Genomic DNA, 14,125 nt, shown 5'->3' on the forward strand with positions numbered 1-14,125 from the left:
CCATTGAGATTTTTAAAGCCACTGGTTTGAATGACTATTTTCACAATTATCACTGACTATTTTATTTAATGTAGTAAAGGTCTTAATAACCTCATTGGACATAAAAACATGAACGAAAAAACCCTATATTTAGATAAAAAGTCCGCAGGTGGATTGAATCTAAGCCAGATAAAAATATTTGGCACTCCACTCCCTTTATTTTTATTTTTACTGATCACTGTATTAGCCGCCCATATTACTGACACTTTACCTAGCGGTCTGGTCGGTGGTTTTTCTTTTATGTTTGTCATCGGCGCGATATTTGGCGAAGTTGGCAAACGCCTACCTATTTTTAATAAATACATCGGCGGTGCACCGGTAATGATTTTCTTGGTTGCTGCTTGGTTCGTCCACATGGGCTGGCTCAGCGACCGTGAAATAAAAACCGTGACCGAAGTGATGGATAAGAGCAAGTTCTTGGATCTGTTCATCGCAGTACTCATTACTGGCTCCATTTTGGCGGTCAACCGTAAACTACTGATCCGCTCTCTAGCCGGTTACATTCCAACCATTCTGGCTGCGGTTGCCGGTGCGGCGATATTTGGTATCGCTATCGGCCTCGTATTTGGTATCACCCCTGATCGCATCATGATGCTGTATGTGCTGCCGATTATGGGCGGTGGTAATGGCGCAGGTGCAATTCCACTTTCCGAGATATATGAATCGGTCACTGGTGGTTCAAAAGAACAATACTACTCAGTAGCGGTCGCCATTTTAACTATCGCTAATATAGTGGCTATCATCGTAGCTGCTGCTCTGAACATTATTGGTGAAAAGATCCCATTATTAACTGGCAATGGCGAGCTAGTACGCAGATCAAAACTAGACGTCAATGAAGAAGCCCAAAATCTTAATATCACTCACCGTGAAATTGCGATTGGTTTAATGCTGGCCGCATGTGTGTACACCTTCTCTTACGCTTTATCGAAAGAAATTCTGCCCGGTTTTGGCTCGATTCAGATTCACACTTTTGCTTACATGGTGGTGATCATCGCCATCCTTAACGCGGCGGGTTTGTGCAGTGATGAAATCAAAGAGGGCGCGAAACGCCTGTCGAATTTCTTCTCAAAACAGATGCTGTGGCTATTGATGGTCGGCGTTGGTATTGCTTACACCGATCTGGCGGAAATCATCAATGCCTTAACCTTTACTAACGTGATTATTGCCACTGTTATTGTACTTGGGGCGACTTTGGGTGCTGCTTTAGGTGGTTGGGCGATGGGCTTCTATCCTATTGAATCCTCTATCACCGCAGGTCTGTGTATGGCTAATCGCGGCGGTTCTGGTGACCTTGAAGTGCTCGCGGCCTCTAACCGTATGAATTTGCTCTCTTACGCACAAATCTCTTCACGTCTGGGTGGCGGCATTGTGCTCGTTATCGCCAGCGTGGTGTTCGGTATGTTTGTTTAACTCTTTAACCCTTGCTCCTTGGGATTATTTGGCGCGCCTAGCGCGCCTCTTTTTTCTCCCTATTTTCAACCCTGTTTTTATCACTGGAAGTGACTATGCAATCAACCTCACTATTCCTCGAAGGGATTAATTTGCTGACCCTGGGGATGGGCTTTGTGTTCATCTTTTTGATTTTCTTAGTATTTTCAACTCGCACCATGTCGTACTTGATTGTACGTTTTGCCCCGCCTCAAGTACCAACCAAAACGGGCAATAAAAAAACACCAGCCAATAAGGCTAAATCCAAACAAAACCAAGGTGAGTTGCTCGCGGTGCTCACTGCAGCTATCCATCACCATAAAGCACAACAAAAATTATCTTAGTGAAGGAGAAATAACAGATGACTCAGGCGATTAAACGCGTAGGTGTAACAGATGTCGTATTACGCGACGCTCACCAATCTCTTTTTGCCACTCGCTTACGGATTGACGACATGCTGCCGATTGCGCAGCAATTAGATCAGATCGGCTATTGGTCTTTGGAATGTTGGGGAGGCGCGACTTTTGACAGTTGCATCCGCTTTTTAGGCGAAGACCCATGGCAACGCCTACGCTTGCTCAAACAAGCCATGCCCAATACGCCACTGCAAATGCTACTGCGCGGACAAAACCTACTCGGCTATCGTCACTATGCTGATGATGTAGTGGATACCTTTGTCGAGCGCGCAGTGAAAAATGGCATGGATGTGTTTCGCGTATTCGATGCGATGAATGATGTGCGTAACATGCAACAAGCTCTACAAGCGGTGAAAAAGATGGGCGCACATGCGCAAGGCACGCTCTGTTACACCACAAGCCCAGTGCACAATTTACAAACTTGGGTCGACATAGCGCAGCAACTGTCGGAGCTGGGTGTCGATTCTATTGCCCTTAAAGATATGGCCGGCATTTTAACCCCGTATTCTGCCGAAGAGTTAATCTCAACCCTGAAAAGACAAGTGGATGTCGAATTACATCTGCACTGCCACTCTACTGCTGGCCTTGCCGATATGACCTTACTCAAAGCGATTGAAGCGGGCGTTGATCGGGTCGATACCGCGATTTCCAGCATGAGTGGCACTTATGGTCATCCAGCGACGGAATCTCTGGTCGCCACCTTGCAAGGCACGGGCTACGACACCGGGTTGGATATCGCTAAGCTCGAAAATATTGCGACCTATTTCCGCGATGTACGCAAAAAATACCACGCCTTTGAAGGCATGATGAAAGGCAGTGATGCACGTATTTTGGTGGCGCAAGTCCCGGGCGGTATGCTGACCAACATGGAAAGCCAACTCAAACAGCAAAACGCACTGGATAAACTCGATTTAGTGCTCGAAGAGATCCCGCGTGTACGTGAAGAGCTTGGCTTTTTGCCACTAGTGACTCCGACGTCACAAATCGTGGGTACACAAGCGGTGATCAACGTCGTAATGGGTGAGCGTTACAAAACCATCACCAAAGAAACCAGCGGAGTACTGAAAGGTGAATACGGTAAAACACCTGCGCCGGTCAACGTGCAGTTGCAAGCTCGAGTATTAGCAGGTGCTGAGCCCATAACCTGCCGCCCCGCTGATTTGATTACTGCTGAAATGCCAACCTTGCAAGACCGCGTATTGCAGCAAGCTAAAGAGCAACACATCACTCTCGCCAAGAATGCGATTGATGATGTGCTGACCATTGCGCTGTTCGATCAAGTGGGTTGGAAGTTCCTCGCGAATCGCCATAACCCAGAAGCATTTGAACCCGCACCACAAGCAGCAAAAACTGGTGACGCCTCTCAAATGCCTGCGGCAAAAGCCAAAGCCGCGTCAGTGGAAAGTCAGTCCGTCGCAAGTAACGGTGTCTACACCATTACCGTCAACAACCAAAGCTATGTGGTGAAGGTAGATGAAGGCGGCGAGCTGACACATGTCGCGCCAGCAGCATCGGCCAATAACGCACCAGTACCGAGTGCAGCAGAAGGTGAAAACCTCGCAGCACCCCTTTCTGGCAATATCTGGAAAATTCATGCGGCAGCAGGTGATGAAGTGGCTGAAGGCGATGTCTTGCTGATCTTAGAAGCGATGAAGATGGAAACTGAAATCCGCGCACCACGTGCCGGAGTGATCAGTGTCATTGAAGTCAATGAAGGCGATGCAGTACAAGTCGGCGACGCCTTGCTAGTACTAGCATAATCAGGGACAAAAATAATGGAAAACGTTTTAGCTATGGTGCGTGATTTTGGCCTATTCCACCTCCAGTGGGGGCAAGCCATCATGATCCTTGTCGGTTTAACGCTGCTCTATCTGGCTATTTTTAAACGCTTTGAGCCTTTGCTACTAGTGCCTATTGGGTTTGGTGGCATTCTCTCTAATCTGCCTGATGCAGGGCTTGCCATGTCGGCGATAGAAAATGCCTTGTATGCCGCCAAACCGGAAGTGATGACGGCCTTTTCAAAAGTACTACAACTTAGCTCGTACATGCCTTTGGACATTAAGCAAGCATTGAGTAGCGCAACGCCACTACAAATGACCACCTTGCACTTGCTGGCCGAGCAGTATCAGTACAGCGATGGTATGCTTTATCTGTTCTATAGTCTGGCTATCGCTTCCGGAGTTGGGCCTCTACTCATTTTTATGGGCGTAGGGGCAATGACGGATTTTGGTCCACTGCTGGCTAACCCCAAAACCCTGCTGCTCGGTGCGGCGGCTCAGTTTGGTATTTTCACTACCGTACTGGGTGCATTGGCATTAAGCAGTTTAGGGGTAATGGATTTTAGCGTGGCGCAAGCTGCGGCGATTGGCATCATAGGTGGTGCGGATGGCCCTACGGCAATTTACGTCTCGAGCATGCTCGCACCTGAATTGTTGGGGGCAATTGCGGTCGCAGCCTACTCTTACATGGCGTTAGTGCCTATGATTCAGCCGCCGATAATGCGTGCGCTGACCACGCAAGAAGAACGCAAAATTCAGATGCATCAACTGCGCCAGGTACACAAGCTAGAAAAAATTGGCTTTCCACTGCTGTTACTGATTTTGATTGCGCTCTTACTGCCTTCTGCAACGCCACTGCTCGGTATGTTCTGCTTTGGCAACTTGATGCGTGAGTGTGGTGTGGTGGAGCGTTTATCCGACACAGCGCAAAACGCACTGATTAACATAGTGACTATTTTCCTTGGCCTATCAGTCGGTTCGAAACTGATGGCGGATAAATTCCTCCAGCCACAAACTATCGGCATTTTGGTGCTCGGTATTGTTGCGTTTTGTGTCGGTACTGCCGCAGGGGTTTTGATGGCTAAACTGATGAACCGTTTCTCCACCACCAAACTCAACCCACTGATTGGTTCAGCCGGAGTTTCTGCCGTGCCGATGGCGGCACGCGTCTCCAACAAGGTCGGGCTAGAAGCCAACGCGCAGAATTTTTTGCTGATGCATGCCATGGGACCAAACGTCGCTGGGGTCATTGGCTCTGCAGTAGCGGCAGGTGTTATGATCAAATATGTGATGGGATAGACATTATTGATTGGTGTTTCTTAGACTCCAATCAATAAGCCTCACTTATAGCAAGGATAGACTCGCCGGCATGAAAATATCACTAGCCCACTTTTTACACACCAAAGTCTGCCAGACTCTTTCGTTTCAGCAAAGGGTCGGTGCACTACTGGTTGCTATGGTAGTGATCCAGCTTTTGCTGGTAGCCGGCTTTTTCCATCAAACTCTTAGTGAAACCCTACAAGATCAGATCAGCACTAAGGCTCTGATTCAAGCGCGTGAGATTGCGACTGACCCCAATTTAATTGCCCTAATCCAACAAAATCGTCTCACCGAAGTACAGACTAAAATCGATCGCCTACAACGCATTTCAGATGCCAACTTTATTGTGATTGGCGATGCCAATGGTATTCGCATTGCCCATCCAGATGAGCGAAAAATTGGTTTACCCATGCAAGGCGGTGACAGCAGTAGAGCGTTAAAAGAGGGCGAATATTACACCTCAACCCAAAAAGGCAGCCTAGGCTGGGCAATTCGCGGTAAGGCTGCTGTTGTCTCACCTTCCGGACAGGTTCTGGGTGTGGTTTCTGTGGGCTATTTACTCGATCATATCAGTGATTGGCTACGCATTTACTCCTATCCAATGCTCAGTACTGTGGCCCTACTCATGCTGCTTTCTGGATTGAGCGCTTGGCTGTTTACCCGCCATATCAAGCAACAGATGTTCAATATGGAGCCGGAAGAGATCGCCATGAACCTCAACCTGCAGCAATCCATTCTACAAAGTGTGTATGAAGGAATAGTTGCGATTAGCTTGAAGGGTGAAATCCTTTCTGTGAACGCTAAGGCACTTAATATTCTTGGCATTGCCCACCAACCGAATCATCTGATTGGACGTAATGTTCAAGAGTTCATCACTCCGACTTACTTTTTCATGGGTGCTAGTCCGTTTGGTCAGTTAGCACAGCAAAACAGCACCAGCCAGCAAGATGAACTGATTAGCTGTAATGGTGAAACCTTGGTGGCGAACCGTGTGCCAATCAATTCAGGGCAACAGCAAATTGGTTGGGTGGTGAGTTTTCGTCGCCGCAACGACTTCAATACGCTGACTTCCCAGCTTAGCCAGATCCGTCAGCACAACGATAACCTACGCGTAATGAGTCACGAGTTTGCTAACCGACTATCCACCATCGGCGGCTTAATTCAAATCGGCGCATACGATGAAGCCGTCAAAACCATTCGCCGCGAAACCGCCGAGCAGCAGCAACTGATCGATTTCATCTCCCAGACCTTTCATCCCAAAGTGATCGCAGGATTACTGCTCGGTAAATACAGCCGTGCTAAAGAGCTAGGGCTGTGCTTGGAGTTCGACCCGATGTCACATCTACATCAAGAGCCGCAATGCATGACGTCAGATGAGCTGGCGGCAGTGCTCGGTAACCTACTGGATAACGCATTTGAAGCGACGCTAAAAAACCCAAACAACAATAAAACCATATCCCTGCTGCTGACCGATAACGGTGAAGAGTTGGTGATTGAAGTGGCAGATAATGGCAATGGCATTCCTGCCGACATTGCCCAAACCTTGTTTCTCAAGGGAGTGAGTAGCAAAAACCAGCAAGGACACGGTATTGGACTTTACCTTGTTCATCAATTTGTCACTCAGGCTCATGGTTCGATACTTATCGACAGTGCAGAGCCGCAAGGGACTATTTTTTCTATTTTTATTCCCAATCGACCCAAAACACTTGTGGCGGAAAACCACTTACCACTAGCTGAAGGGCATAATAAGAGCTGATTATGATGGAATTAATCGACGTATTGATCGTAGAGGATGAAACGAGCATTGCTGATGTGCACAGCTTTTATCTCAAACAAACTACCCGCTTTCGCCCTGTTGGCGTGGCACAAAGTATTAATGAAGCACGTAACATGGTGCGCATTCTCAAGCCTAAACTGATTTTTTTAGACAACTACCTACCAGATGGTCGTGGCATAGAGTTTTTAAAGGAGCTAACTCATCAACCGCAAGCACCAGATGTGATTTTTATCACTGCCGCTTCCGATATGGAGACAGTACGCGAAGCTGTTCGCTGCGGAGTATTTGATTACCTGTTAAAACCAATTGCCTATGATCGAGTGCAAAACTCGCTGGAGCGTTATCTAAAATACACTAGCTCGCTGCGCGCTAATGACAGCGTCAATCAGCGCCACGTTGATGAACTGTTTAATTTTCAGGCTAAAACTGAGCAACTCGATAGTTTACCCAAAGGGATAGATGAACTTACTTTGATCAAAATCCAAGAGATTTATCACCATGAACCACAAACCGCGTACACCGCAGAGTTGTTAGGACAAGCGATTGGGATCAGCAAAACCACCGCCAGACGTTATCTTGAATATTGTGTGGCTAGTGGTTTTCTGGAAGCTTGTATCCAGCATGGTCGGGTAGGTCGTCCTGAGCGGCTTTACCAAAAACGCTAACTACCGCTTTGATTTATAACGTGTAATGGAAGGGGAGCACTTCGGTACTCTCCCCTATTTCCAGCACCCCTTCTAAGTTGTCGCTATGACACTGACAAAGTGGGATCACAAACACCCCTTCTTCATCTTTATCGCATTTTACCAACATCGCCTGAGAAGACGGTGCTAAACAGTTAATCTCGGAACAAAACGCCTGACTTTCACGGCTAAAATGTTGCCAATACGCCAACCAATTTTCTCGCGCTTGAGCAGAAGCCAAATCTCTAGAAACCTTTCTAACTAACATCGCATCACCACTGTGGCTATTGAGTCGCTCTATTACAATGGATTTCGACTCGCCTGAGCATGAAGTAATTCAAAGTTCGCCGTAACGGAAAAAATCTTATTGGTTTTTATGTATTTATATAGCGATGAACGTTGAAGTACTCGCATTGTAATGGCGTGGAGGGTAACTGGTTGCCTGGCCGAAAAATAGGAGCTGGGAACGACCAAATTTTAATTAAGAAAAATTAAATATTGTTATGTTTAATGCCGACATTCATGGAAATGATCAAAAATGTCGAATACGGTTCTCTATTTCAGCTTCGGCGATTAAGATTAAGTTGATGACGATGGATAAAAACACGGAAGGCACCATGGCCTTCCGTTATCTAGTTAACTCACAAAGTAACCATGCAGGCTACTTACTGACACTGATCATTTCGTTGAAGTACTCGACTTGCTGTTCCATGCTCAGACTTTGATTATTTGAACCCAACGCCCAGATAAAGAAACCACCGTAACCATTCTCTTTTTGCCACTTGGCACGATTGAGGTTGTTTTCACGGCTCTCCACAAAATTGCCGTTTGGCCCCCACTGGCTATTGATCGTATTGCCCAAAACAATTTTCGACTTGTCTCCAATGTATTGAGCGTAATTGGCCATCGCGACATCGTAGAGGAAGTTTTGGCCGGCGTCATAGGTCATGACGTTGAAGAAATCGAAATCGTTCTTGGTTGCTTGTAACAGATCGATCACTTCACCATGGTGAGACGAGCGACCTGATGGCTCAACGTAAGAACAATTTTCAAACACACTTGAATCCATGCATGCCACAGGATCAGCACCGACATGGTATGTGGTCAGCGACAACACTTTATTGTCTCCCACTTTTTGGCGTATCAGTTTAATCAATGCGGTTAGGTCTTGGTTCTCTTTATCGGTAATGCGCGCTGCTTTCTCGAAGTCGAAGTCAAGACCATCGATTTGCACATAACCCGCTAATTGGTACTTGCTGTAATCACATTGGCCATCACCACCCGTCGCAAGGCAGTCACCCACCACCTCTTCTGGTTTTAGGTTCTTCTTATAGACAGGGAAGGGTTTGTTGACCAATTCAACGAGGCCATTGGCCACCGCCTCCCGATTTGCATCGCTACCAATCGCAGACCAAATACTTTCATAAGTTTGACCACCAAACGCGACCATCATGGTGACATTGCTATTATCGTGTTTTAAGGTTGACCACGCTAAGTACTGAGATGGCATCCAATCTGGGTTGTAACTTGGTGGGGTTACCATGTCATCAGAAATCGTAATGTTACCGCTAGCATCCCATTTACCAAACGATAATAAATAACCGTCACCTTCAGAATTAAACAGTTTTTCATAATCGTTTAATCCCCAAGAAGTGAGATAACTAATGGCACGGTCTGGGTTATCGGCAAGGCCACCACCACCGGTACTCTCTTTCACTGTAATATTGGATGGGGCCGACATTTGCTCTTGATTGGCACTGTTGAGCGCCTTTGCGTAAATAGCGTAGTTACCTGCTTGCGCTCCAATCCACTCATATTCATAAGGTGCTTCGGTGTCTTGATTCAGTACCTTGCCGTTGGCAATAAACGTCACGGACGTCACCTCGCCTTCATAGCTCTTAGCATCCGCTTTGATTGAGATCGCTCGGCCTTCAAAGAAACTTGAACCGTCTACAGGGGCAGAGAGTGACACCAGCAGATCTTTATCAGTAATGGCAATCGAAATCGGTGCAGTTTGAGCACTTGCACCTTGATCGTCATACGCGGCAACCGTGAGTGTGTATTGTCCTTCAACTTGAGCAGGTACAGTGATGGTATAGAGATCGCCCGAAGAAGAGGTGGATGTTGCAACGACTTCGCCATTCAATTGAACATCGACACGCGCCACTTGGGTATCGTCGGTCGCCTCAACGACCACCTCAAATGGCTGATTGGGTGCTATTTTTTGTCCATTTTCTGGCGATTGAACATGCACTTCAGGAACAGGGTTAGGATCGCACTCACCAACGTCATTCCATGCATCTTTCCATGCATCTGGATAATTTGGATGCCCAGTACCCGGTGTCCATACTGGGTTACCACACCAACCTGCGATTTTACATGCGTAGATATGGCCAATATTGGTTACCTCATCTCCCACTTGATAGCTCACGCCATCTTGGTACTGAGCAACGTCACCGCAACTACCACTCACATCAGTAACCGTAATCGTCAGATTTTTTTGTGTTACATGCCGTTCATCATCTTGCGCTTCAACACGTAATGCAGCGCTTCCGGCCGTTTGAGGGGTCCAGTCACAAGAGAACACTTGCTCTGTTTTGGCATCGATACTGCAAACTTCGGTGTCATTAGCAAAAAATTTAACGGTAGCCAGATCATTATCAGCATCGGTCACTTCAGCAGAGATCGTCAAACTTGTACCTTGTGGGTGGGATGATCCCGCTTCTGGGGAAATGAACTCAACGACCGGAGGATTAGGCGCCGTCGATTCTGACTCGACAGAAACAGGCACGCTTTGCTCAGAGAGCTTATCGCCTTCCTCATTGAACGCGATAACTGAAATGGAAGCGGCTCCTATTTCTTTCGGTTGCCACACTTGCTGATACTCGGTGACACCTTGCTTCAATGGTTGTTGAGCAATTTTGTCTTGGTTAGCCCAAAACTCAAGCTTACCGGCACTCTCACCATCAACACGAGCCATAATGCTAACGTCTGTGCCCGTGTATACCACTGAATTTGGCGCTGGAGAAAGAATATCTAGTGAAAAATCGGGCGGTGGTGTGATGCCCCCTTCCATTTTCACAATAACAGAATCTTCAAAAGCACTCAGGTTTTCCAATGAACCAGCAAAAGCGATCGTCAAGGAGAGTGATTCTGAGGAATTCAGAACGCTGTCAACCCAAGCACCTTCAGGGAATTTAAGCGCCACTGAATGGAGAATACCGCCCGCTTGAGCGGTATGAGATAGACTCCACGTAGGATGGGATAGCGCCGATGATTGCCAACCTATATCGTTAATCGCAACGGGTAATACAAATTCGATTACCGCATCGCGCATATCCGCTGACTCTGCTCCTGTATTTTTAATCGCTAAGGTGTAAGTGCTCCACCACTGCCCCTCTGACTCAGCTACCGCATCCGCGCTAAACTCAACAGCAATAGCCTGAGATATTGGGTTTAGCAATAGACCCGAAAAAAGCATGGTTAGGCCTAAGACCCGGTAATAGTTTTTGTCGGCCATTGAGACTGGCGTGTTTTTTTGATTAAACATTATTTTATACCCTCATATTAAATTTATAATATTCAGTATATTTATTAGCACCACCGTTAATAATTAACATCAACAATTTTCGCTTAAAATAATTTTTGGAATGACAATCAATATTTATTTAAAATCTAAATAATCAGCATGAATGCATTAAATTATATTGATTACATTTTAAGATAAATTAAAAACATGAAAAAACCTGATTTTTTATTCTAATTAAATGTAAAAATAAATATTATATTATCCATATTTAAATAAGTGACATTAGTCCAAGAAAAATATAACAAAGTGATAAGTTTCATCATAAAAATGAGCCCCCAATAGGAGGCTCATTTTATTTTGAGATTGCAGAGGTAGTGCTGGGTAATATTTTAACACTCAGTCGTTTGTCTGCTTGTAAATATTGATTAGCAACATGACGCAGATCATTCGTACTCACCTGATTGATGGCGTGACGAACCTCCTGCCAACGACTATAGCGATGCGGATAAGTTTGAGTTAACGATGCGACATCAAGCCAAAATACATTCTTTTCTGGCAGGCTATCTAACCATTGTAGAAGCGGTTGTTTCGCTCGTTGCAACATATCAGCATCAATGCCATGATCAGCTTTCACTCGAGACAATACCGCATCGAAACTCTCTTCCACTAATTTAAGTTGCGTTGTGTCTGTCACACTGAACAGCCCCAAATAACCAAATCCTGTGGGAAGAAAATCATTGCTGCTAAATGGGTAAGGTGAGTAACTCGCGCCAGCCTTTTCTCTCACTTCTTCCGTCAACAAAATACTGAGAACCTCTTCAAGCAGCATCAGTTTTGCGTAGTGTTCGGCATTCACCTTATCAGTCGTTGGCCACAGCCAAGCCAATGCCGCGGCATTGGCTGAACCTTGATGCTCAACAATATGTGATGCAGGCACTGGTGGAAACTCAACGCGCTCAACTTGCAGCTCTTTTTCTGGATGACGCGGCAAAGCGCCCAGCGTTTTAGCAACCGATTGAATCGTTTTCTCTTCGTCAAGATCACCCACAATGGCAATTTCTAAAAGGCCTTTATCTACCGCCGAGGCAAACACTGGAACTAATTCTGAAAAATGACGCTTTAACAGTTCCTCGTCATGGCTACGAAATCGTGGGTCGTCAGGGTGCAATAATTCAGGTAACACCGTCCAAAATGCCTCTTCTGGCGTCGTGTTCTGGCTGTTACTCGCTGCCTGTACTCGTTGACGAAATTGGTTCATCCCCTCTTCTCGCCAGCCCGGGCTCGTTAAAAATGCCGTTTGCAGTGCTAACTGTTGGTCAAGCGACGCTTGATTGGTGAAATCCTGACTCGCAAAACCAAGCGTTCCGACATTGAACCCCGTCGTCACATTGGCAGCAGAAAAGAGATGAATTAACTGCTGAAACGAATGCTGCTCTAACCCACCAGCAACAAAGCCATCATTAAACAGTGCCTGAATGCCCTCTTTTCTAGGTAACGGATATTCGCCAAAACCTAATGCAAGATTGAGGTAGATGACGTTTTTCTCTAACTCAGTTGGCTTGATGTTGAGCTTAACGCCATTGGCAAATTTCAACATCCGAATCCCCGTTTCGGGATCTCGCTTGTCGTGAACGAGCGTGCCCGCCTCACCAAATTCACGGTAGGCAAATGCCTCGACCGATGATATTTGATAAGGCTCTACTGGCTGTTTTTGGCTTTGTTCATATACATCGAGTAGCGTTTGATTGATTTTCTCAACCTTGTATGGCCCAGAAAGATAAATCCACGGCTTACCTTGCCAACGTTCTGTAAGCAGGTCGTGCAATCGAGCGGCGGTGATTTGAGGTTGATAAGCTTCAAAAAGAGCAAGCGCGAACGTCGGTTCAATCGGGACAAATTGCTGAGCATCACTTGTCACTAGACCTTGCGCAATCGAAAAACTATGCAAGGTATCGCTACTTGCTGCTCTTTGCTGATAATCAGCATGTATTGCCTTGATCGCTTGATCAATTTCGCTCTGATTAAAGCCATATCGAATCGCTTGTCGCACTGTCTGTTCAAGTAATGTTAGCCCATGCCGCCACTGCTCGGGCAAGGTTACCAGTGACAATTCCATCCGTGATGCGATACCGAAATCTTGTTCAATATTAACAAAAGCATTCGTTATCCCCTCTTGGTCTATCAGATGGGGAAGTAACCGTTGGTAGAGTAAGTTCGACAATATTGATTCAAGGATCATTTCATGGCGACTTTCAACGCTATCTGCTTGTCGCTCTTGTGGTGCAATCACACCAAGCGAAATTTGGGTCGGCAAGCGAGCATCAAAGAAAACATCGGCTTGCAAGTGTGTCCTTACTGCAGGCAACATCAAATGGTCAGCCCGTAGCGGTACCGCATCCCGGTGAGGTACCCAGTTAGAAAAAAGTCGTTTGATCTGCTCTTCGGCCTGAGCAACATCAAGGTCTCCCACCACAATGATCGTGGTACGTTCTGGCGTATAAAAACGTTGATAGAGTGAACGTAACTGCTCTGAGCTAGCATGTTTTACTACATCGAGATCACCAATTGGCAAACGTTTTGACAAAGGGATCCTAGGATATAAGAAGCTCAGCTGTTGACGATAATTCTCAACATCAGCGGAATTTCTCTCTTTCCATTCCGCCACAACAACCGGTTTTTCTTGCTCCAACGCCTTTGGTTCAAGCTTAAGGCGATCCGCAATCTCTCTCATAAGCCACAAACCAGTTGCTACTTTTTGTGAGTCTCCTTGAGCAATATTGAACTCATACACGGTTTGATTGAATTGAGTCACCGCATTGGTATCGGATCCAAAACTTAATCCTAAGCGTTCAAGTTGGCGAATCATCTCCCCTTCGGCTACAGAGTCCGAACCTTTAAACGCCATGTGTTCTAAAAGATGCATCAAGCCTTGTTCTTGATCTGACTCGACTAAAGAACCACCCGCAATGCGCATACGCATAATGACAGCATGAGCAGGTGTCGTGTTATGGACTAATTGGTACCTTAAGCCGTTTTCAAGCTGACCTTCGTGAATGCGATGACTTTTAGGTAACTCCGTCGATAGTGAACTGGCCGATATGACAAGCAGCAATAATAAGCTCAATGGGTGAAAAAATAGAATATTACGCAAATTA

8 protein-coding genes and 1 pseudogene are annotated in these 14,125 nt (G+C 46.2%); 6 read left to right on the forward strand and 3 right to left on the reverse strand.

The annotated features are described in order from the left end of the window. Positions 1 to 108: 108 nt before the first annotated feature. The 6 genes and pseudogenes from citS to DD616_RS06720 all read left to right on the forward strand — a co-directional run bounded on the left by citS (position 109) and on the right by DD616_RS06720 (position 7,423). Positions 109 to 1,449 (forward strand): citrate/sodium symporter CitS, encoded by a 1,341-nt coding sequence (citS, locus tag DD616_RS06695; RefSeq protein ID WP_017050620.1) that lies wholly within the window; start codon positions 109 to 111, stop codon positions 1,447 to 1,449. Next, a pseudogene (locus tag DD616_RS06700) lies at positions 1,442 to 1,811 on the forward strand (OadG family protein). Before citS ends, DD616_RS06700 begins: the two are co-directional and overlap by 8 nt. Before the next feature lie 17 nt (positions 1,812 to 1,828). Next, positions 1,829 to 3,643, forward strand: a complete 1,815-nt coding sequence (gene oadA, locus DD616_RS06705) for a sodium-extruding oxaloacetate decarboxylase subunit alpha (RefSeq protein ID WP_017050619.1) — start codon at positions 1,829 to 1,831, stop codon at positions 3,641 to 3,643. 15 nt (positions 3,644 to 3,658) lie between these two features. Continuing rightward, entirely contained in the window at positions 3,659 to 4,960 is a 1,302-nt protein-coding gene (locus DD616_RS06710) for a sodium ion-translocating decarboxylase subunit beta (RefSeq protein ID WP_017048250.1), read from the forward strand. 70 nt (positions 4,961 to 5,030) lie between these two features. After that, positions 5,031 to 6,737 carry an ATP-binding protein gene (locus DD616_RS06715; RefSeq protein WP_088732984.1) on the forward strand — a complete coding sequence of 569 codons (1,707 nt, stop codon included), beginning with the start codon at positions 5,031 to 5,033 and terminating at the stop codon, positions 6,735 to 6,737. A 2-nt stretch (positions 6,738 to 6,739) separates the two neighbouring features. Next, entirely contained in the window at positions 6,740 to 7,423 is a 684-nt protein-coding gene (locus tag DD616_RS06720; RefSeq protein WP_017048248.1) for a response regulator, read from the forward strand. 13 nt (positions 7,424 to 7,436) lie between these two features. Here the strand turns inward: DD616_RS06720 and DD616_RS06725 are convergent, their stop codons facing one another. The 3 genes from DD616_RS06725 to DD616_RS06735 all read right to left on the reverse strand — a co-directional run bounded on the left by DD616_RS06725 (position 7,437) and on the right by DD616_RS06735 (position 14,121). Next, positions 7,437 to 7,709 (reverse strand): hypothetical protein, encoded by a 273-nt coding sequence (locus tag DD616_RS06725; protein WP_017048247.1) that lies wholly within the window; start codon positions 7,707 to 7,709, stop codon positions 7,437 to 7,439. 393 nt (positions 7,710 to 8,102) lie between these two features. Then, the gene (locus DD616_RS06730) at positions 8,103 to 10,991 is read right to left on the reverse strand and encodes an Ig-like domain-containing protein (protein ID WP_208872104.1); all 2,889 of its coding nucleotides are present in this window, start codon (positions 10,989 to 10,991) and stop codon (positions 8,103 to 8,105) included. A gap of 331 nt (positions 10,992 to 11,322) precedes the next feature. Next, on the reverse strand, positions 11,323 to 14,121 hold the full coding sequence (locus DD616_RS06735) for a M16 family metallopeptidase (RefSeq protein WP_208872105.1): 2,799 nt from the start codon (positions 14,119 to 14,121) through the stop codon (positions 11,323 to 11,325). Between the last annotated feature and the right edge of the window lie 4 nt (positions 14,122 to 14,125).

Origin of the sequence: Vibrio anguillarum (genome assembly GCF_003390515.1) — a bacterium.
GTDB lineage: Bacteria > Pseudomonadota > Gammaproteobacteria > Enterobacterales > Vibrionaceae > Vibrio > Vibrio anguillarum.